This is a genomic window from Bacteroidia bacterium, assembly GCA_033391075.1.
Taxonomy (GTDB): Bacteria; Bacteroidota; Bacteroidia; order J057; family J057; genus JAWPMV01.
Map to the genome: position 1 here is coordinate 252,546 of JAWPMV010000005.1, position 21,564 is coordinate 274,109.

Consider the following 21,564-nt stretch of genomic DNA (forward strand, 5'->3'; position numbering starts at 1 on the left):
AGAAAATAATTTCTAAACTTCTCATTTCCTTCTTTTTGCCATTTCCTTCCACTACTTTGTATAAACTGCCTCAATCAAGCAGGTATAAAAACGACAATTTCTACTACTATGTGCTTAGCCATACCCGGAAAGATCAAATCCATTGAATCCCAATATGACGGCCTTGTACGCATGGCCAAAGTCTCCTTTGGAGGAATAATTAAAGAAGCCAGTTTAGAAATGGTCCCCACTGCTAAGGTGGGTGATTATGTACTGGTGCATGTGGGAGTAGCGATCAGCATTGTCAAAGAGGAGGAAGCCAAAAAGACCTTTACCTATCTGGAACAGATTGGGGAGCTCGAGGAATTGGGCATGATAAAACAGCAGCTCCCGGATCCTTCACAGTATAAAGATGCCACATGAAATACTTATCCGAATATAGAGACCCGGAATTAGCCCGGCAATACCTCGAAGAGATCAAAAAAACTGTAACGCGGCCCTGGACCATCATGGAGGTATGTGGTGGTCAAACCCACAGTTTGGTTAAGCATGGTATCCTCGATGTCCTTCCTCCAGAAGTTCAAATGGTGCATGGCCCGGGTTGCCCAGTTTGCGTGACTCCGGTCAGCCTGATAGACAAGGCGATCTTCTTGGCTGAGGAAAAAAATGTCATTCTCTGCTCTTTTGGCGATATGATACGTGTGCCTGGATCAAAAAAGAGTCTTTTGGAATCCAAAGCAGAAGGGGCAGATATTCGCATTTTATATTCTCCTTTGGAAGCCGTTAAGATTGCGGAGAATAATCCCGATCGGGAAGTAGTCTTTTTTGCTGTCGGTTTTGAAACTACCGCTCCCGCCAATGCCCTCTCGGTTTTGACAGCCGAAAGAAAAGGCATCACTAACTATTCTATCCTGGCCTCTCATGTCCTGGTTCCACCTGCGATTGAAGCTGTGATGGAAGATGAAGAAAGCAGCATTCAGGCATTTCTCGCTGCAGGACATGTTTGCACCATTATGGGGACCCTGGAATACTACCCCCTCGTAGAGCGTTTCAATATCCCTATGGTTATTTCAGGCTTTGAGCCCGTTGATCTTTTGCAAGGAATTTTGATGACGATTCGCCAACTGGAAAAAGGAGAAGCAAAAGTTGAAAATCAATATGCCAGAATTGTCGAAGAAAAAGGAAACCTAATCGCACAGGATACCATTTACAAGGTATTTGAGGTGAGCGATCGCCTTTGGAGAGGTATGGAAGTTATTCCCATGAGTGGATATGAGGTAAAGGATGCCTATGCGGCCTATGATGCCAAGCGGAAATTTAATGTCAATATCGAAGAAGCCCCTGAACATGAAGCCTGTATCGCAGGTGAAATCATGAAAGGCATCAAAAAACCGCACGACTGTCCAGAATTTGGGAAAGGCTGTACTCCGCAAATGCCCCTGGGTGCACCCATGGTGAGTTCAGAAGGATCCTGTGCGGCCTATTACAATTTTTCCAACCTTGTAAACGAATTGGAGCGGGAGAAAATATGAAAATTCTCTTCCTGACATCTTCTTTCAATAGCATGGCCCAGAGGCTCTGGATCGAACTGGATCGTTTGGATCACCAGGTCAGGGTTCATGTAGTTCAGGAAGAAGTATCCATGGAGGTAGCGGTTGAAGATTTTCAACCCGAATTGATCATTGCTCCCTATTTAAGATCAAAAATTCCCAGTCGGATTTGGAAGAATTACCTGACCTGGATTGTCCATCCGGGTCCCCCCGGAGATCGGGGAGCTTCTTCTTTAGATTGGGCCATAATACAGGAAAAAGAGAGTTGGGGAACTTGCATCCTGGAGGCAGCAGAAAAAATGGATAGCGGAGGCATCTGGGGCTATGCCACTTTCAAGATGAGAGCAGGAAGCAAGGCCTCTATTTACCGTCAGGAAAGTACACAAGCAAGTGTAAAAGCCTTAAAACAGGCACTCGAGCATCTGAAACTACCTGACTTTCGCCCTTTTCGGCCGGAAGAAATACAAGACTCTCCCAAAGGCAAATGGAATCCCAAATGCAAGCAAAAGGATTATGCTATCGACTGGAACCTATCTGCTGAAGTCCTATTGAAGAAGTTTTGGGCAGCGGATAGTGAACCAGGTGTATCTATTGAATTGAAAGGGCAGCAATACTTTGCCTATGGGGCTCATTTAGAGGAAAGGTTAACTGGTAAAGCAGGTGAAATTATAGCGAAAAGACATGAGGCGATTTGCATTGCTTGTGGCGAAAAAGCCCTCTGGATTACACATCTCAAAAAGGATGCTTCTAATTCCCTCAAATTAGCTGCAAGTAAATCACTGGGAGAGCTCGCCGATCATATTCTCCTTGATGAATTAGATCCTTTTAGCGCCATATCCTATGAAAGCTTCCGAGAAATTCAGTACACCCAGAAAGGAAAAGCTGGCTATATCAGTTTTGACTTCTACAATGGAGCCATGAATAGCGATCAGTGCCGGAGGCTGAAAGATTGCATTCAGCAAGCAAAGCAAAGAGATATACAGATTCTGGTGCTGATGGGAGGAAGTGATCTTTGGTCCAACGGCATTCACCTCAATGAAATTGAAGCTTCTCAAAATCCAGAAGATGCCTCATGGGAAAATATTCTTGCCATTGATGACCTCATTCAAGAAATCATCCTGAGTCCGGATCAGTATATCATTTCTGCTATGCGTGGCAATGCTGGAGCAGGAGGAGTACCTATGGCACTTGCCGCAGACAAAATTTTCGCCCGAGAAGGAATCGTTCTCAATCCCCATACACGACAAATGGGATTATTCGGATCAGAATATTGGACCTATCTATTACCCAAAAGGATAGGGACCGAGAAAGCCACAAGATTTACGGAAGAATGCTTACCCTGGGGAACCGCAGTTGCCAAAGAAATCGGCTTGATCGATGATGTTTTCGGAGAGGATCAGATAAGCTTCGAAACTGAATTGGATGAAAGGGTTCAAAAACTGGCTGCTCTCCCCTATTTCGACAAGCTTCTCCTCGCCAAGAAATTACAAAGGAGGAAAGACGAGCGTGTCAAGCCTTTAGAATCCTACCGAAAAGAGGAGCTGGAGCATATGTGGAAGAATTTTTATGAGAATAATTGGGGATATAAAGAAAAAAGGCAGGCTTTCGTCTATAAAATTCCGATCGCCTTAGCACAGCATAGTCAAAGAGATTGGTACAGCAGCAGACGCAAAATTTACCGCAGAAGAAAGTGGGAAAGTATTAGCTACAAAGAATAAGCAGAGATATGGAAATAGCTCCTAAGAATAAAAAAGCCAAAATGAGGCTGCAGTGTCCCATGCCGAAGTTAACCTTCGACAAAATCACTTTGGGTCATGGCAGCGGAGGGAAATTGACACATCAATTGCTCGAATCGGGAGTTTTTGACATCCTCAGCAATCCCATTTTGGACAAGCAGCATGACGGAGCCATCATAGAGATGAGCGGAAAGATTGCCATGAGTACGGATAGCTTTGTGATTTCTCCTGTCTTTTTTCCGGGAGGAAATATCGGGGACCTGGCTGTAAATGGAACAGTCAATGATCTTGCTATGTGTGGAGCCAAACCCAGATACCTCTCGCTTAGCTTTATTTTGGAAGAAGGACTTAGCATGGAGGAATTTTGGGATATCCTTCTTTCTATAAAACTGGCAGCAGAAATGGCTGATGTCCAGATCATCACAGGGGATACTAAGGTAGTTGAAAGGGGAAAAGGAGATAAGATTTTCATCAATACGACCGGAATCGGAGAACTTCTTCCCGGTGCGGATATTTCCGTTGAGCGCATTTCAGCTGGCGATAAAGTTCTGATCAGCGGGCAATTGGCTGCACACGGAATAGCCATTATGTCTCTACGTGAAGGACTGGAATTTGAAAGTGATATAGAAACGGATAGCTGTAATCTCAACCACATCATAGCAGCTTTAGTCGAAAACTTTGGGACAGACATTAAGCTTCTTCGCGACCCTACCCGAGGAGGCTTGGGCACAGTTCTCAATGAAGTGGCCAAAGGAGCCAATCAGGGAATTCGTATTGAGGAAGGTAAACTACCCGTCGATATGCAGGTAAAAGGAGCCTGTGAACTTTTGGGCCTAGATCCCCTCTATGTAGCTAATGAAGGCTTATTTATGGCTGTCGTTTCTCCTCACATTGCCGATGAGGCTTTGGAACTGATCCGCAGTTTTGAATACGGAACTCATGCATGCGAAATCGGAGAAGTTATTGAAGAGCACCCAAAACAAGTCGTCCTGCATAGTGGTATAGGAGGCAAGCGAGTGATTCATATGTTAGTGGGAGAACAGTTACCCAGAATTTGTTAAGCAAAGATTAGTATGGTGGAAAATACCTCTATATATAATGAGAGCCTGATCAAAGGCATAGACATCTTCAAAGGAGCAGAAGGCAATCCTTTTTTGGCACCCCGAGGTGTTTTTTTAACGCGAAATAAACTCATCGTTTCAGATACGGGACAAAATCGCGTCTTTATTTGGAACGAACTCCCCAAAACCGAATTTCAGGAACCGGATGTCACCCTGGGACAAGAAAGTTCGGAAGGAGTGGGAAGAAATTCCGGGGGAAAGGTGAGCGCTTCTAGCCTGCTCTATCCGTCAGGAATTTGGTCAAACGGGAAATACCTGATCGTTGCAGACGCCTGGAATCATAGAGTACTTATTTGGAATGAATTTCCCCAGAGGGACGGACAGCCCGCAGATGTTGTGTTGGGACAAGAAGATTTCCAATCAAATGAGCCAAACATCAAAGGCATTGCACATCCCCCTTCTGCCCAATCACTCTATTGGCCTTATGGCGTTTTTTCAGATGAGAAATCTTTGTGGATCGCGGATACGGGAAATCGTCGGGTACTTTATTTTGAAGAGATCCCGACCACTTCCTTTCAGGCTGCTGATGGGGTAATTGGGAAAGCCTCTTTTGAAGAAAAAGATTATGATAATAAAGATGCTATCTGGCCATATTCTGTAAAAGTCTCCCCCAATGGCCAAATGGCGATTACCGATACCCAATATTATCGAGTACTCCTATGGGAGAATTGGAAAGATGGGCTTAGGAAAGGAGCAGATACCCTCATCGGCCAAAAGGATTTTGAAGGAAATGGGCAGAATCAATACGCATGGTTTCCTGAAGCCAATACCCTCAACTGGTGCTATGACAGCTGCTTTTACAAAGAAGGTCTGTGGGTAGCAGATACAGGTAATAGTCGTATCCTCTGGCATCCAAAAATCCCCAAGGAAAATAATGCAAAAGCAGATGACCTTTTGGGACAAGATAATTTCAATACCGGGAGCGAAAACAAAAACAGCATTTGGAGTACCGAAAAGAGCTATTACTGGCCTTTTTCCCTATGCATAGAGGAAGGATACTTCGTAGTAGCTGATACCGGTAATCACAGAATCGTAATAAACCACTTAAAAATATAGATGATGGAAGGAGGACTAAGTTTGTTATTCGCGGGTTTGATAGGATTTGGACATGCTTTTGAGGCGGATCATCTCCTGGCAGTCAGCACCCTGGTTTCCAAAAGTAAATCCACGCGAGAATTGGCGGGTAATGGATTTATCTGGGGCCTGGGCCATACATCGACCATCTTTCTGATTGGCTTGTTATTGATTGTATTCAATGTGCAGGGGCTGAAAGACTATTTTGAATACTTCGAATTATTGGTCGCCTTTATGTTGATAGCTTTGGGTATAATCAGATTTTTCAAAGATAGATCTCAGCAAGAGGTAGCATTTGGAGGAAATACCCGCCGGGAAGCATATGGGATTGGGTTGATTCACGGGCTGGCAGGAAGTGGTGCCCTGGTGCTACTGGTATTGACAGATTTGGATGGAAAACTCAATGCCTTGAGCTATCTTCTCCTGTTTGGATTGGGTTCTGCTCTAGGAATGTCTTTTGCAGCTTCGGTTTTGCGGATTCCTATTTTGCTAGGGAAAGCGGATAAAAGCGTAAAAAGAATCTTTTCTATCCTTTCATCCTCCCTATGTATTATCTACGGCTTCATTATTATTGGCCGATTCATTTGATATATGGAAGAGCAATTTGATCCGAGAGAATTCCTGCTGTTTGGGCTCAAGCATTTTGGGATTCAGCTTATCGAGGAGAAAGGGAACATCCTTTACCTTGAACATGCCTATCAAATCGAAATAGAAGGCCCGTCCTTATTTAAACTTATGCATGAAGGACAGGTCGTTGCTCCCTTTGGAGGAGTAGAAGAATTGTGTGATTTCCTCAAACAGGATATCCAACTCAATTATGGATAAGAAAGAATTAAATATCATTGCCTTATCCAAAAGCCTTTCCAGCAAGGGAAACTTTGTTCTTGTACTGGAAGAAAATAAAGGCTTCAGACGAATCCCCATAATTATTGGTGCTTTCGAAGCACAGGCCATTGCTCTTGCACTCGAAAGTATGACTACCCCCCGACCTCAAACTCATGATCTGGCCATGGATTTGATAGAAGCGGGAGGTTTTGAATTAAAGGAAGTGGTGATTTCTGATTTCAAGGATGAAATTTTCCATGCTCAACTCATCCTCAAAAAAGAACAGGAAGAAAAGATTCTGGATGCCAGAAGTTCAGATGCTATAGCCCTTGCTTTGAGACGCCCCTGCCCCATCTTTACTTTTGAACATATCTTACAGGAAACTGGCCTTGTTTTAGACAGTCCTGGTAAATCATTTGGAGAAAAACGCAGGAGCCTGGAACAATATTCCCTGGATGAACTTCAGATGTTATTAGATAGATTGATCGAAAAGGAGGACTATGAAAGTGCCCGAAAAATCCGGGATATTATAGATAAGAAGACAAATACAAATTAATTGTACTTTTGTCTCTAGAAAATTTATCCTCTTGAAGAACAGGGACAAAATACTAACTGCAGCCAAAAGGCTATTCAATGATCATGGCTTCGTAAATGTGCGCCTTCAACACATTTCCGATGACACCATTATCAGCGTTGGTAACATTGCCTACCACTTCAAAAATAAAGAAGCTATCGTAAGCCATATATTCGAAGAGCTGGAGCAAAAGCAAAAAGATCTTCTAATTGAATACAGGCATACCCCCATTTTTGCCAATGTCGACAGAATTTTTTCAGTTTTGAGAGAATTGCAGGAAGAATACAGCTTCTTCTACACCGATATTGTCGAAATCAAAAGGTCTTACCCTCTCCTCTTTGAGAAGATAAATCAGTTTTTTCGATATCAGGTATTGCTTTTTGAAGAAATTATTCGCTTTAATATCTCCAGAGGAGCCCTGCTAAAAGAAGAAACAGAACAACACACGCATTTTCTTGCCTCACTGATCATCAAACATCTGAGCAGTTGGAGAACCTTCTCCATTACCTGGCTGGAAAATACGAATGAGAACCTTGAAGCTATGTCTGATAGTATTTGGAATATTCTTTTCCCTTACATGAGCAAAAGTGGCAAGGAAGAATACCAAATTAATAAGGAGCAGAAAGTTAAAATTTATCCCGCCGATAAGATTCATGAGAGCAAGTCTGGACAAAAAGACCTATAAGTTACTGCTGCAATTCAAACAGCATTCTATGGATAGCGGTAAGCTGGGAAAGAACCTGGACCTGGATTTTCTTCAGGATGATCTCTGGTTGCAGGATGCCGCAGTTTTTGACAGGGTGGTTCGGATAAACGGATCCTGGCAGGTTTTTCTGGTATTTGTTCACTACCGAAATCCTTTGCTTCTCATCAAACGCTTCATCAAATCTCAAATTTCTCGACAAAAAGCCAAGGTCGACGCCGTTTACATGAAGAGATTGGCTGCAAAAGATCAAAGAGGGACTTTGCATGTCAATCCAGAACTCTACAAGATCTGCAAAAACTGATCTTGCTAATGCTTAAGAATGTCTAATACTAAGTCAAAAATACTCTCAGCAGCTCTTGACCTCTTTAATAAAAGTGGCCTCAAAAATACGACTCTGCAAACCATCGCAGACGAAGTAGGAATCAGTGTGGGAAACCTTGCTTACCATTATAAGAATAAGCAGGATATCCTTTCCGCACATACAGAAATCCTGGATGAAAAACTCCAGAAGTCTCTAACGCATTTTCGCAACTTCCCAAATTTCCTCGACTTCCATATACAGCTACAACATATTCTGGAGGTTCAGCAAGAATTTAGTTACATCTTTAGAAACCAAGGAGAAATCGCCCTCAATTATCCTGAGACATTTGATCTTCTCAAAAGCTTCCGCCAAAAGCTAAAAGCCCAAATTGAAAGCAGAATTGAGTATCAGGCCGAAAAAGGACATCTCTTAATTGAGCTGGGAGAGGAAGTCGATTTATTGGCCAATAACCTTACCCACTACATTCTTTCCTCTCAGATTCATCAATTGTATGAAGAAGAGAAAGATCCTAAACTTCTTTTTAAAAGCCTCTGGGCCCTCCTTAAAACCTATTTGAGCGAACAAGGATTGCAAGAATATACCTTCCTCATCCATTCCACTATCTAATCTAGAATAAATCTAAATTAGAGTATCTTTTCAATTTTTTAGAAAAATTTTTCTAATCAAGTTTTTTTTGCCTATACTTGGATATATGAATTCGTTCATGTGTGAGTTTCTTTAATAATCAACTCACATTTACATCTCATTCTACTACTACAATGGCAAATGTTTTATGGTTACAAGGAGGAGCATGCAGTGGTAATACCATGTCCTTCCTCGATGCTGAAGAACCTACCGTAGTTGAACTCATTACGGACTTTGGCATAAACATTCTTTGGCACCCTACAGTCGGCCTTGAAATCGGTCACCAGGTAAGTGATCTGCTTAATAGCTGTCTCAAAGGTGAAACACAACTAGACATTTTTGTTTTCGAAGGATCAATTGTTCAGGGACCCAATGGTACCGGGCAAATGAATTTCTTCGCAGATCGTCCCATGAAAGATTGGGTAAAGGAGCTCTCGGAAGTGGCTCAGTTTGTGGTTGCAATCGGTGATTGTGCTACTTATGGAGGTATTCCTGCAGTTCCCCCCAACCCATCTGAATCAACCGGGATGCAATTTCACAAAAGAGATAAAGGAGGATTCCTGGGGTCTGGATTCGTATCCAAAGGAGGTTTGCCAGTAATTAATATACCCGGTTGTCCTGCACACCCGGATTGGATCACCCAAATTCTTGTAGCCATTTCAACGGGTAGAATTGGAGATGTATTGATCGATCACTACCACAGACCCAAAACCTTTTTCACTGACTTTGTCCAAACTGGATGTACCAATGCAGCTGCTTTTGGTGAAAAGATAGATGGAGCCTTTGGAAAAAGAGGAGGCTGTCTCTTCTATGAGGTGGGTTGTAGAGGTCCGATGACTCACGCAAGTTGTAACCGTATTCTTTGGAATAGACAAAATAGTAAAACCAGGGCCAATCATCCTTGTCTAGGTTGTACAGAACCTGGCTTCCCGCATCATGACCTAAAGAAAGGCAGCATTTTCAAAACGATGAAATACCTGAATGTCTTTCCGAAAGAAGTGCCCGAGGGAGAAAGTAAACTCGGCTACTATTTTAAAGCTGGAATGCACAAGGTATTACCTACCAATAATGCATTGAAAGCTTCCTCCAAGTAAACTCCTAACCGAAAAAACATGTCTCATATAAAAGAACTTAATATATCTCCTGTAGGGAGAGTAGAAGGGGACCTGGATGTCAAGGTCTTTATGCAGGATGGCGTCGTCACTCGCGCACATACCCAGGCGGCCATGTACAGAGGCTTCGAGAAAATCCTCGTGGGTAAAGACCCTCAAGCAGGATTGATTGTTACGCCTCGTGCTTGTGGAATATGTGGGGGCTCGCACCTTTACTGTGCATCTTCAGCATTGGATGTTGCCTGGGGCACTACTCTACCCCCTAATGCGCTCTTACTCAGAGCCATAGGACAGGCCACTGAAACCATTCAAAGTATTCCCCGCTGGTTTTACGCCATTTTCGCTACCGACTTAGCCAACAAGAAATTTGCCAATAAACCTCTATATCAGGAGGTAGTAAAAAGATTTGCCGCCTATGTAGGTACCTCTTTCCAAAAAGGAGTAACTGCCTCTGGTAGACCGGTGGAAGTTTATGCCCTCTTCGGTGGACAATGGCCTCACTCAAGCTATATGGTTCCGGGAGGAGTAATGTGTGCTCCTACACTCAAGGACATTACCCGTGCGCATTCCATTATGAATCATTTCCGCAATGATTGGTTGGAAACTGTTTGGTTGGGTTGTTCTATCGAGCGCTACCTGGAAATTAAAAGCTGGGATGATATGCTGGCATGGGTGGAAGAAAATGAATCTCAAAGAAACTCTGACCTTGGCTTATTCATCAGAGCCAGTTTGGAATTTGGATTAGATAAATTTGGACAGGGAGTAGGTAAATACCTCGCATGGGGTACCTATCTACACAAAGATCTTTACCAAAAGCCTACCATAGAAGGAAGAAATCCTGCTACTATCAGTCCATCCGGATTCTTTGATGGGAAAAATTATCATGAAGCAGACCAAAAGCAGGTAAGGGAACACGTTACCCATTCGTGGTATGAAAATCAGGATGATTCTATGCATCCTTTTGATCAGCCAGCTCCTTCGGGTTCTCTTAACTCAACTATTCTCGAAAATACAGACTTTAACGGTAAATACTCCTGGGCCAAAGCCCCAAGATTTATGGAGTATGCAGCCGAAACCGGCCCACTCGCACGAGTGATCATGGCAGCTAATCCAGCAAATACCTCCCACCAATTCCAGGATCCTCTCTTTGGAGATATCATGGATAAAATGGGACCTAGTGTTTTTACACGTGCTCTGGCAAGGGTACATGAAGCACCCAGACTTTACAATATGATCAACAAGTGGTTATCTGAAGTCAATCTGGATGAAGCTTTTTACATCAAGCCAGAAGAAAAAGATGGCGTGGGTTGGGGAGCTACCGAAGCAGCTCGTGGAGCACTTGCTCATTGGATCAAGATCAAAGATGGCGTAATTGAAAATTACCAAATCATTGCTCCTACTACCTTCAATGTAGGGCCTAATGACAGCCAGGGTAATTCTGGTCCGATTGAAGCTGCCCTTGAAGGTACAGAAATCGAGGATCCACACGATCCAGTTGAAGTTGGTCTGGTTGCTCGTTCATTTGACAGTTGTCTGGTATGTACCGTACATGCACATGACGAAAAAACAGGCAAAGAATTGGCAAAATTCAAACTATAATGTCATAACTAAAATCATAAAAGATCATGGGCCTGTCCTCCCACTTGGGGAGACAGGCTTTTTACATCAAACATATGGGAAAGATCACGATAATGGGATTTGGGAATCCAGTTCGGGAAGATGATGGAGTAGGCATTTATGTAATTGAGAAACTGAAGGAGAAAATCGAGCATGAGGACATAGAAATCCTGGATATGGGAACAGCTGCTTTTGAGGTTTTATTTAAGCTTCGTGGTAGGGAAAGAATCATACTGGTCGATGCCGTAATCAATACTGGAGAGGCGGTAGGTACCCTTTATAAGCTACCTGCTTCGGAGATCAATGCGCATATTCAAGACGATCCTCTGGTATTTCTCCATAGCTTAAAATGGGACCAGGCACTCAGCTATGCTAAAAAGATTTTGCAAGAAGATTATCCTGAGAATATCGATGTATACCTCGTGGCCATAGATAGTACCCGCTTTAATACAGAAATGACCCAAGAAGCCCGTGAGGGTGGAGATAAACTGGTTGATAAAATTCTTGAAGATATTGACGCAAAGGTCCTAAATTAAGATATGATTATACCTCCCAATAAGGATATCGCCAATCTGTACAAAGCCAAGAAAGCCAAAACTGAAGTCTATTTGGAAGCTATGCATCTATGCATCGATCAGGAACTTAGTAAGAAGGTTTTCGGGACTAATTTGAGTGTGTATCTCTCGCTGAAAATTGAACACAAATTCATTTTGCTGGCATCCGTTGATCATGTTTTCTTTAAGAAAATGCATGAATCCAGCCAACATATGCTCAAAATTCGAAATGCAAAAGGAGGCAGCTCGGTTGCATTGCATGAAATCCTCATTGACCACGACTTTGACTTAGCAGATGGAGCCTTGAAATACGAGGTTTTGGAGAAAGCAAAAATCCTGAAAGTTCAGCTTACATGAGATGTACATTGACCCAGATGCTTCTTATCCGCTCACCTTTGAATGTCCGGCTCCTGAAGGGGATTTGGTCTTGCTAAAAGATGATCGTTGGCTACAGAATGCGGAAGTTCAATATCTGGTCTATGGGAGAAGAGGAAGATGGTATGTGGATATATTATTTTTTGATATTCATGAGGAAATCAAAATCAGGATTCGAAAAATCAATGACTATCATTCTCGCAAAAAAGCAGAGACTTTCGCCAGTATTTTTCAAAGAGGGATAAGAAAAGATACCCGGGGAACCCTAAAAAGAAAAAATAATGCTTACCATATTTGCAACAACTGATTTACATTCAACTATACATGAGATGATTCTTCAGGAGGATCGTCTGGAAGAGCTAATCGAAATTAGGGAAGGGACAGCGGAAGAAGGGTTTCAGTTTTCAATACATGAAGGAAAGATATCCTTGCCCATTTTCTGGGATAATAGTCTCCCCCCCTATTTATTTCCCCAATCCATTGCATTTTCTCCGGAAAATCTTCTGGCACTCATCTTTCATTTTCTGGAAAATGATCCAAAGGCCTGGCAATATGCAGAAGGAGGAGAATTGGCGATGGCTATCGAAAACCAAAACAGACTCAAATACGGATTTCCCATAGAAAAGCTTCCTGTAGGAAACGAATCTTATGAAAACCTCCATAATTTGGGGGTTATTCATCATTACTCTACTCAAAAGCCTGAACCAGTTACAGCTAATTATTCTCTCGCCATAGAAAAAGCTCCAAATGATGATTATGCAGCTTTCAGCCTTAAAGAATTGGCAACCTATGAATTGGATAGAGGCAACCTGAGCCAGGCTGAGGCTTATCTGGAAAAGGGCTTGGAGAAATCCCTGTCCGAACAAGCTACTTTCGCCTTAAAATTTTTACTAGGGAAAGTCTGGATGCAAATGCTCCAGGTACCCTACGATCAAGAATTGCTAAGCAAAGTAAAAGGAATCATTTGGGAGGGAGTTAATTTCTTCGAAAAATCAGCGAATAAAGGCCAACTGGGCTTATTACTACTGGATGCGACACATATCGCCAACATATCAGAGAGTTATAGCGAGGCTTTAGGCTACATTAGTAGGGCCATATCGATTTTTGAAGAAGAAGGCTATCAGGAATTAGTCGGAAGTGCGATTTTACGAAAAGGTACCCTGCTATATACATGGGCACAAAATGGCAATCCACAATTTTATAAATCAGCCGTAGAAGCCTATCAAAAGGCTTTGCAAATTTTCAGCAAAGAAGTCCATCCGGATGTCTTTGCGGATATTCATCACAATCTGGCAGTTTTATATGCAGAGATTCCCAGTGATCCCAAAAGGAAAAGCATCTGGGCTGGCGTTTCCTCTGCCTCCTTTCAGGAAGCCCTGGAATTTTACACTAAGCAGGCTTATCCCTACCAGTATGGAAGTATCTGCAATAACTATGGAAATGCTTTGATCAAATTTCCCAAAGCGGTACACTCTGACAATTACGAAAAAGCTATTCAGTACTATAATGAAGCACTATCGGTCCGAACAGCTGATCAATTTCCCTATGAAAGAGCCATTTCGCTGCTCAATTATTTAGAGGCAAGCTGGAGTGTAGGAAACGATCCGGATCCTGAGGTATTCAATTACATGCGCTTTGAAGATATGTTGGAGAAAGCGAAGGAGGTAAAAGAATTGGTAACTGATGCCAGCATGATAGAAGAAGCTAATCGTCATCTCCAGAATCTCGAAGAGCTCAGGTCAGTGTCAAATTACAGCGGTCATGCATGAATTATCCCTCGTACAAAGCATTTTCCAAACCCTGGAAAGTGAGCTTTCCCAGGAGGAATTAGCCAAATTAGAAGCTGTAGAACTCAACATTGGATTGTTGGCCAATGTTGAGCCCGTTCTTCTAAATAATGCCTTCAAAGCTTATCAGGAAACCCGCAATGCATATTTGGGAGTAGAACTTAAAACCAATATGATTCCCATCACCATCAACTGTCCCAGCTGTAATAAAAAATCTACGATCAAGAATTACGTATTCTTGTGCACGCATTGCGGTACACCCAGCAACCAGATTTTAACCGGAGAAGAACTACTCATTCATCGGATTCATTATGCCGAGAATTAGCGTCTAATCACTTTCTTCACATCTACCTCAATTCCCTCATCCATAATCCGAAGGAAATAGATTCCTCCTGCCAAAAGACTAAGATCCAGATCCACCACTCCTATTCCATTCAGGCCAAAATCTCCTTCCAGTACCTTTCGCCCGGATGCATCTATGACCTGATAATCGTAGCGTGCAAATCCCTCTGATTCCAACAACATCCGAATAGGACCTTCAGTTGGATTGGGGAATAGGGCAATATCTTGCTTAAGATTATTGAAATTGATCCCTCCTGCATCATGTTGAATTTCCAGATCATCTATAGCCCAGCCCCAGCCGGTAGCGAGAGGGTCTGTAAAAAGTCGAAATCGAATAGCAATGGTATCTCCTGCAGCAAAGGTATTGCTCAAGTCTACTGCATGATTGACAAACATAGAGGAAGTTCCGTCCTGACTGCTATTATAGGCATTGGTCCAGCGGCCATCAAAACTGGCATCATATCCATTTTCCAAAGGTTCCCAGTTTTTCAAATCTTTACTTCCTTCTACTACTACAAAATCAAAGAAATTAGCCTGTCCAAATACAGCGCCTTGCTGTCCCAGCTCTACAATTGCAACATCCTTATATCGCAAAATTGGATCAGTTGCAGAAACTACGATGGGAAATCGTAAGGTAGCTGTATAATTCCCTACCCCACCCGTAAGATCTATTCCGGAAGTATAGGGATGATTGGTATGAAGCACATTTCCACTAAAGCCCGTCAAATTTCCAATCTGAAAGGAATCGCTCAAGGCAAAATCAGTCGCGCGCTCAAAATCGCTTTGGTAAGAAGCTACTGGCAAGATAAAATCGATTCGATCCTCTTCCTTTAATAGCACTTTGCCTGATGAATAGGCTTCTCCGTCTTTATAGCCAATCAGTCGGATGGTAATGTCTATGTCCCGATTATCAATGTATTTTCGTTTGATGACTTCCGGAATCGAATTGCCATTTATGCTTTCTTTGCGGATTCCATTGAGCAGGATTTGGGTTGAATCATAGGCTTCCCGTAATTCCGCCTCCAGTACCAGTCCATCACTTTCGAGGATATCGCTGGTCAAACATAATACCTTGGGGCCAAGTATAGGATCAGGCAGCGGAACATTTCCCAGTTCATCTATAGTTGCTGTCCATATTCCCCTCCCGTGGGTAGCAATCACAATCTCATCATCCACCCATTTCATGTCCCAAATGATGGTTTTGGGAAATTCATCAATGATTTGCCAGCTTTGACCATCATCAGTGGTCTCAAATATTCCAATATCAGTTCCTGCCCAAATGGTTCCGGGCGCATGCGGCATCACCTGTAAAGAAAAGACCGAAACATCCGGAAAGCCCCGATCTATTCCTTCCTGAAATCCGGATAAGTCTTCCCAGCTCCTTCCCAAATCCCGGCTACGCAGAATTTTGGGGACACCCTTGGGAGAGAAGAGCATATAAGCGGTGTTTTCATCTAAAGGATCGGTATACAACCCACTTATCCTGCCGATATCAGCAATTTCCTGTGCTCTCCTCAGGCTGCTTCCTCCATCAGTGGAAACATACACATCCCGGTTTCCTGACATGCCCGTTGCTATCCAAACGACCTGGGGATTGGCGAGAGATACGGCTACATCCGGAGAGCCAAACCAGTTATTATTAATGGGTGTCAAGGACCAGGTTCTACCAAAATCATCACTTCGCCATAAACCGGAAGGTCCGCCTGTATATACTAGATCAGGATCAGTAGCTTCATTGGCGATCCGACTTACAAAAGGTGCATTTCCTCCTCCCACATCATCCAGGCCTTGAGTTGCGCTTTCACTATTTCCATTTGCTACATCGACCAGGACAAAATTATTAAATTGAGAGCCTCCCAATAGTTTGCTGGGATCAGCTTTATTCCATGCTACTTCAAATCCATCCCCCCCTATCACAAATCTGTATGGACTACTAAAGTCTGCCTCTGCATTATCATCTCCAATCAATGCACCAGCAAAAGCCCAGGTTCCATTGTCCTGCGCCCCGCCTGCATACTGCCTGCGATCTGGCCTTTTATCTGCACCGTAGAATTGAGTAGTATTATAAGTATTGCCCACCATGTTCCAGCTTCCATTTTCAAAGCCGGGATCCACACTGGAGTTGGAGACGAAAATTCCTCCATCATCCCCTAAGAGTATCCTGAATTCATCGCCAGCATCTCCAGGAAGGTAGGTCAGAAAATGTTGATCCGGATGTACACCTCCGCTAAACCAGCTATTCTTTCCTCTGTCCTGTCCACTCGCTCTGAAATAACTATCAACCAGAACTCCCACATTCTTCTCGAAACCTCCATTCCCATCTGGCAAAAGATTGATTTTCCAAAGATCAACTCCCCCGACGAAAAGCACTGAATCCGTCATCGGACTCACCATAATGGTATTATCATACCAACCTTGCCCTCCCAACAAATCGGGATCCAGACCTCCATTTACAGATCTCGCTTCCTGCCATTGATTTCCTCCATCCAAACTATAATAAATCACCCCTCTCCGGATATCATTTCCCTGTGCATCTTTTTGCCAGCGTTCGAGAGAAGCAAATACCCAGTCTGGATTATTCCTTCCAACAGCGAGTTCCAATCGATTCACTGAATTGGGCATGCCATTATTTATCTCTTGCCAGCTCTCTCCCCCATCATCTGAACGAAATACGCCCCTCCCCACAATACTAAGGTATTGACGATTGAAATCTGAAGGAGCTGCTATAATTTGGCTGATAGTAAATGCATCTGAAAAAGTACGGGTCCAGCTTTGTCCCCCATCGGTACTGCGGAATATGCCAGAATTTTGACCTGCCGGAGTTGATCCGAAAAATTCTGTTCCTCCTGAAGCCAAAACAAGATCAGCATCAGTAGGGGAAACAATAAGGCGAGTAATGTTCTGGAAAAAGGGGTCCTCAGCTCCTACGCTCAATTGAGTCCAGCTATTTCCCCGATCTGAGGATTTGAAAATCCCATCACCATCTCCATTGGCTCCTCCAAGTCCTCTTTCTCCTGTACCTGCATAAATGATATTCGGATTAGCATTGGATTGAGCCATCGTACTGAATTGTAGATTGGGTAAATCCGGAGTAATATGGATCCAATTCTGACCTGCATTACTGCTTTTCCATATCCCTCCGCTCACCGAGGCTGCCAACCATGTACTGAGAGGGTCAGCAGGATCAGGCAAAATCGAGCGAGTTCTTCCAGGAACATTGGCTGGCCCTCTTTCTGTAAAGGTAACGGCCCTCCTACTCAGGATCGGACCATTTCTATAGGCCCTTTGCAGGGCCTCCTGTTTATAGTTGTAGGAATATGCAGGACGCTCGTCTCCCTCTTTCGTCCTGAGTTCATCAAATAGTTTGCTGTATTCGTCCGGGGAATCAAATTTCTTTCCCTTTTCTTTCTTTTTGACAATATGTATAGGATCCCTTGACTCGCTGCTAGACTCCTGCTCTGATGCACATTTATAAAAGTAAAATCCAAGACATAAAATTAGAAATAGGCTAGATAGTAATTTTGCTTTCATAGACATTTTTAGGCCAGGTAATGTAGAAATAGAAGGAAGGACAAATAGCCGACCTTTCCAAGACAGAAATCATTCTCTCTCTGTCATAATTGAGACAGCTAAGTCTGCTTTCTTCCCCTATTTATGTAGAAAAATTAGCTAGCAAGCATAAAACCTTAAATCTCATGCTTCAAAAAGGTCCTTACAATAGACTTGAAAACCAGATCGCCCTGATTACCGGTGCAAATTCAGGGATCGGAAAAGCGGTAGCTCTTGAACTTGCCCAAGAAGGAGCAACTGTTATCGTAAACTGGGTGTTTAATGAAGAGGCTGCAGATGAAGTGGTCCAACAAATTCATGCTGAAGGAGGCGAAGCGATGCACATCAAAGCCGATGTTTCTCAGGAGGCGCAAGTTGTAAAGATGTTTGAGGAAATCGTCTCTCAGTACGGTCGTCTGGACATACTTGTCAATAATGCCGGTTTACAAAGAGATGCACCTTTCTGGGAAATGAGCCTACAGCAATGGGAAAAAGTCATCGATGTCAACTTAACCGGCCAATTCCTATGTGCACGTGAGGCTGTCAAATTATTCATGAAACAGGGAGTAAATGATAAGATCTCCTGTTCTGCTGGAAAGATCATTTGCATGAGTTCTGTCCATGAAGTGATTCCCTGGGCAGGCCATGCAAATTATGCTGCATCCAAAGGAGGAGTAATGCTCTTGATGCAGAGTTTGGCGCAAGAAGTTGCTCCCTACAAAATCCGGGTAAACAGCATCGGTCCGGGGGCTATAAAAACGCCTATCAATACCGCTGCCTGGTCCACGCCGGAAGCAGAAGCAGAATTGCTAAAACTTATTCCTTACAATCGAGTTGGAAATCCAGTTGATATAGCTAAAGCGGCAGTTTGGTTGTCTTCAGATGAATCTGAATATGTACAGGGAATTACCTTATTTGTAGATGGAGGAATGACGCTCTATCCCGGATTTGCAACAGGTGGCTAAAGCAGGATTTTAGCGTCTCAAGCATAATACAAACATTCAACAGCAACACATTATAAAAGATCAATCATGCTACAGGAAGAGCAAAGACTCAAACTAAATTATGGCAGAAAGGAACACTGGTTAAAGTGGGGACCCTACCTCAGCGAAAGGCAATGGGGAACGGTTCGAGAAGATTATAGCGAAAATGGATCTGCCTGGGATTATTTTCCCCACGATCATGCACGTTCACGAACCTATAGATGGGGAGAAGATGGGATAGCCGGGATTTCAGATAAATACCAACAGCTTTGTTTTGCGATTGCGTTGTGGAATGAAAAAGACCCCATTCTCAAGGAACGTTTATTTGGACTTACAGGTCCGGAAGGGAATCATGGCGAGGACGTGAAAGAGCTTTATTATTACCTGGATAGCTCTCCTACGCATTCCTACATGAAACATTTATATAAATACCCTCAGGCAGCGTTTCCTTATGCAGATTTGGTGAATACAAATGGAAGGAGATCAAAGCAGGAATTGGAATATGAATTATTGGATACAGGCATATTTGATGAGGGAAAGTATTTCGATGTTTTTACGGAATATGCAAAAGCTGCTGAAGAAGACATTTGTATAAAAATTACGATTGCTAATAGAGGAAAGGAAGCGGCTCCCATTCAACTCCTCCCTACCCTATGGTTCCGCAATCGTTGGTCTTTTGGTTTGACGGAAAATAAGCCTGCAATTTCTTTGGCCAAAGGAAGTAAAGAGTATGATTTACTGGATGTCAAGCATGAAAGGCTGGGTGATTATTTTTTTTATGTAGAAAAGGCAGAGGGTTTATTATTTACAGAGAATGAGACCAATGCGGAGCGGATTTTTGGCTTAGAGAATGAGCATCCTTTTGTGAAAGACGCCTTTCATCGAGCAGTCGTAGAGGGAGATGCAGAATTTTTAGCGAGCAAGAAAAGTGGGAGTAAATTTGCTCCTTTGTATAAATTTGAGGTAGCGGGCGAAAGTGAAATCTCGATTAGGCTCCGGCTTTCCAGAAAAAAGCATAGAGGCAATCCTCTTAAAGCTTCCTTCGAAGAAGTTTTTAACAGTCGAATCCAGGAAACAGATGAGTTTTATCAGCAATTCCTCCCTAAAAAGTCCGATTCTGACCTCGCCAATATCCAAAGACAAGCATTTGCGGGTCTGATGTGGACCAAGCAATACTATTATATCGACATTCCTCAGTGGCTTGATGGTGATCCGGGGCAACCGACTCCTCCCGAAAGTCGGAAATATGGCAGAAATAGCAATTGGAGATATCTCAATAATGAGGACATTCTTTCTATGCCCGACAAATGGGAATATCCCTGGTATGCAGCCTGGGACCTGGCCTTTCACTGTGTACCTATCGCGATGATTGATCCGGACTTTGCCAAAGATCAGCTCATACTGATCATGCGGGAGTGGTACATGGCCCCTAATGGCCAAATTCCTGCCTATGAGTGGGCCTTTGGAGATGTGAATCCGCCTGTTCAGGCCTGGGCAGCTTTGAAGATTTATCAGATGGAAAAGGAGCGTAAGGGGAAAGGAGATATAAAATTTCTCAAACGAGTCTTTCAAAAACTCATGCTCAACTTCACCTGGTGGGTCAATCGAAAAGACTCCGAAGGAAACAATGTCTTTGAAGGTGGATTTCTGGGATTGGATAATATTGGGATTTTCGACAGGAGTAATGAATTGCCGCAAGGGGGGCATTTAGAACAAGCGGATGGTACAGCATGGATGGCGACTTATTCTCTCAATATGATGCAGATCGCCCTGGAGATTACACGCGTGGATGACTCATTCGAAGATGTTGCCACCAAATTCTTTGAGCACTTTGTATACATTGCCGAAGCCCTCAATGATTTTGGGCCGGCGCATACCGGACTTTGGAATGAGGAAGAAGGCTTCTACTATGATCTTTTACACTTGCCCGGAGATCGTTATGAGAAAATCCGCGTCCGCTCTCTGGTTGGGCTTTCTCCCCTATTTGCCACTTCTGTTATCACAAAAGAAGATCAGGAACATGCACCTGATTTTATGAGGCGTTTACACTGGTTTCAAAATTACTACCAGGAGCAAAGCAATTTCTGTATATCAGAAGAAAACAAAGGTACCGATGACATCCTTCTGGCTATGGTGAACCGGGAGCGCCTACTGAGATTACTGGAGGCCCTTTTCAGCACCTCCGAATTTTTATCTGAGCGAGGTATTCGTTCCATATCTTTGCATCACAAAGAGAATCGCTATTCCCTGATGATCGATGGAGCAGACCATAGCATCAGTTACACGCCTGCAGAATCAGATACCCATCTTTTTGGAGGGAACTCCAATTGGCGAGGGCCGATATGGTTTCCGATGAATTATATGCTGATTGAATCCTTACGACAATTCTACAAATTCTACGGAGATAGGTTGACGATAGAATTTCCCGTAGGATCAGAGGATTATAAAAACCTCGATCAAATCGCAGATGATATTTCCCAAAGACTCATCAGCATTTTCCAAAAAGATAAAAATGGGAAAAGACCCGTAAATGACCTCCATGAGATCTACCATAAAGATCCTCATTTTCAGGAACTCATCCTTTTCTTTGAATATTTCCATGGAGATACTGGTCGTGGCGTGGGTGCCAGCCATCAAACCGGCTGGACAGCTTTGGTCGCAGAATTGATTGATAAATCGGGCTGGAAATGATATACTCACGCCCTGAATCTCCCTCTCTTAAGCATTGTATGAA

Annotated in this window: 21 protein-coding genes; 20 read left to right on the plus strand and 1 reads right to left on the minus strand. The window is 43.2% G+C overall.

Annotated elements, in window-relative coordinates; all coding sequences use genetic code 11:
- Positions 1-108: 108 nt before the first annotated feature.
- The 18 genes from R8P61_36700 to R8P61_36785 all read left to right on the plus strand — a co-directional run bounded on the left by R8P61_36700 (position 109) and on the right by R8P61_36785 (position 14,281).
- On the plus strand, positions 109-402 hold the full coding sequence (locus R8P61_36700; protein MDW3652676.1) for a HypC/HybG/HupF family hydrogenase formation chaperone: 294 nt from the start codon (positions 109-111) through the stop codon (positions 400-402).
- Positions 399-1,511: a hydrogenase formation protein HypD gene (hypD, locus tag R8P61_36705; protein ID MDW3652677.1), complete on the plus strand. Its 1,113-nt coding sequence runs from the start codon at positions 399-401 to the stop codon at positions 1,509-1,511. Before R8P61_36700 ends, hypD begins: the two co-directional genes overlap by 4 nt.
- Positions 1,508-3,247, plus strand: coding sequence for an enoyl-CoA hydratase-related protein (locus R8P61_36710; protein ID MDW3652678.1), 1,740 nt, complete (start codon positions 1,508-1,510; stop codon positions 3,245-3,247). The genes hypD and R8P61_36710 overlap by 4 nt, the downstream gene beginning before the upstream one ends.
- A 59-nt stretch (positions 3,248-3,306) precedes the next feature.
- Complete coding sequence (gene hypE, locus R8P61_36715; GenBank protein ID MDW3652679.1) at positions 3,307-4,326, plus strand: hydrogenase expression/formation protein HypE; 1,020 nt, start codon at positions 3,307-3,309, stop codon at positions 4,324-4,326.
- A 12-nt stretch (positions 4,327-4,338) separates the two neighbouring features.
- Positions 4,339-5,442 (plus strand): hypothetical protein, encoded by a 1,104-nt coding sequence (locus tag R8P61_36720; protein ID MDW3652680.1) that lies wholly within the window; start codon positions 4,339-4,341, stop codon positions 5,440-5,442.
- Positions 5,443-6,048, plus strand: a complete 606-nt coding sequence (locus R8P61_36725; GenBank protein MDW3652681.1) for an urease accessory protein — start codon at positions 5,443-5,445, stop codon at positions 6,046-6,048.
- A gap of 3 nt (positions 6,049-6,051) precedes the next feature.
- Entirely contained in the window at positions 6,052-6,285 is a 234-nt protein-coding gene (locus tag R8P61_36730) for a hypothetical protein (GenBank protein MDW3652682.1), read from the plus strand.
- Positions 6,278-6,841, plus strand: a complete 564-nt coding sequence (locus tag R8P61_36735) for a bifunctional nuclease family protein (GenBank protein ID MDW3652683.1) — start codon at positions 6,278-6,280, stop codon at positions 6,839-6,841. Before R8P61_36730 ends, R8P61_36735 begins: the two co-directional genes overlap by 8 nt.
- Positions 6,842-6,872: 31 nt before the next feature.
- Entirely contained in the window at positions 6,873-7,544 is a 672-nt protein-coding gene (locus R8P61_36740; protein MDW3652684.1) for a TetR/AcrR family transcriptional regulator, read from the plus strand.
- Positions 7,545-7,572: 28 nt separating this feature from the next.
- Positions 7,573-7,866: a hypothetical protein gene (locus tag R8P61_36745; protein MDW3652685.1), complete on the plus strand. Its 294-nt coding sequence runs from the start codon at positions 7,573-7,575 to the stop codon at positions 7,864-7,866.
- Between the two features lie 18 nt (positions 7,867-7,884).
- Positions 7,885-8,493, plus strand: coding sequence for a TetR/AcrR family transcriptional regulator (locus tag R8P61_36750; GenBank protein MDW3652686.1), 609 nt, complete (start codon positions 7,885-7,887; stop codon positions 8,491-8,493).
- A gap of 152 nt (positions 8,494-8,645) precedes the next feature.
- On the plus strand, positions 8,646-9,605 hold the full coding sequence (locus R8P61_36755; protein ID MDW3652687.1) for a hydrogenase: 960 nt from the start codon (positions 8,646-8,648) through the stop codon (positions 9,603-9,605).
- Positions 9,606-9,623: 18 nt separating this feature from the next.
- On the plus strand, positions 9,624-11,222 hold the full coding sequence (locus R8P61_36760; GenBank protein MDW3652688.1) for a nickel-dependent hydrogenase large subunit: 1,599 nt from the start codon (positions 9,624-9,626) through the stop codon (positions 11,220-11,222).
- Positions 11,223-11,296: 74 nt separating this feature from the next.
- On the plus strand, positions 11,297-11,776 hold the full coding sequence (locus tag R8P61_36765; protein MDW3652689.1) for a hydrogenase maturation protease: 480 nt from the start codon (positions 11,297-11,299) through the stop codon (positions 11,774-11,776).
- Positions 11,777-11,779: 3 nt separating this feature from the next.
- Complete coding sequence (locus tag R8P61_36770) at positions 11,780-12,151, plus strand: hypothetical protein (GenBank protein MDW3652690.1); 372 nt, start codon at positions 11,780-11,782, stop codon at positions 12,149-12,151.
- 1 nt (position 12,152) lies between these two features.
- Positions 12,153-12,476, plus strand: coding sequence for a hypothetical protein (locus R8P61_36775; protein ID MDW3652691.1), 324 nt, complete (start codon positions 12,153-12,155; stop codon positions 12,474-12,476).
- Positions 12,451-13,938 carry a hypothetical protein gene (locus R8P61_36780; protein ID MDW3652692.1) on the plus strand — a complete coding sequence of 496 codons (1,488 nt, stop codon included), beginning with the start codon at positions 12,451-12,453 and terminating at the stop codon, positions 13,936-13,938. Before R8P61_36775 ends, R8P61_36780 begins: the two co-directional genes overlap by 26 nt.
- Positions 13,931-14,281 (plus strand): hydrogenase maturation nickel metallochaperone HypA, encoded by a 351-nt coding sequence (locus R8P61_36785; GenBank protein MDW3652693.1) that lies wholly within the window; start codon positions 13,931-13,933, stop codon positions 14,279-14,281. The genes R8P61_36780 and R8P61_36785 overlap by 8 nt, the downstream gene beginning before the upstream one ends.
- Here R8P61_36785 and R8P61_36790 read toward each other — a convergent pair.
- The gene (locus tag R8P61_36790; GenBank protein MDW3652694.1) at positions 14,278-17,829 is read right to left on the minus strand and encodes a T9SS type A sorting domain-containing protein; all 3,552 of its coding nucleotides are present in this window, start codon (positions 17,827-17,829) and stop codon (positions 14,278-14,280) included. The two genes, R8P61_36785 and R8P61_36790, sit on opposite strands and share 4 nt — an antisense overlap.
- Positions 17,830-17,993: 164 nt before the next feature.
- On the opposite strand from R8P61_36790, the gene R8P61_36795 reads away from it, so the two are divergent.
- Together R8P61_36795 and R8P61_36800 are read left to right on the plus strand one after the other, a co-directional pair.
- On the plus strand, positions 17,994-18,812 hold the full coding sequence (locus R8P61_36795) for an SDR family oxidoreductase (GenBank protein MDW3652695.1): 819 nt from the start codon (positions 17,994-17,996) through the stop codon (positions 18,810-18,812).
- 66 nt (positions 18,813-18,878) lie between these two features.
- Complete coding sequence (locus R8P61_36800; protein ID MDW3652696.1) at positions 18,879-21,521, plus strand: glucosidase; 2,643 nt, start codon at positions 18,879-18,881, stop codon at positions 21,519-21,521.
- Positions 21,522-21,564: the final 43 nt, after the last annotated feature.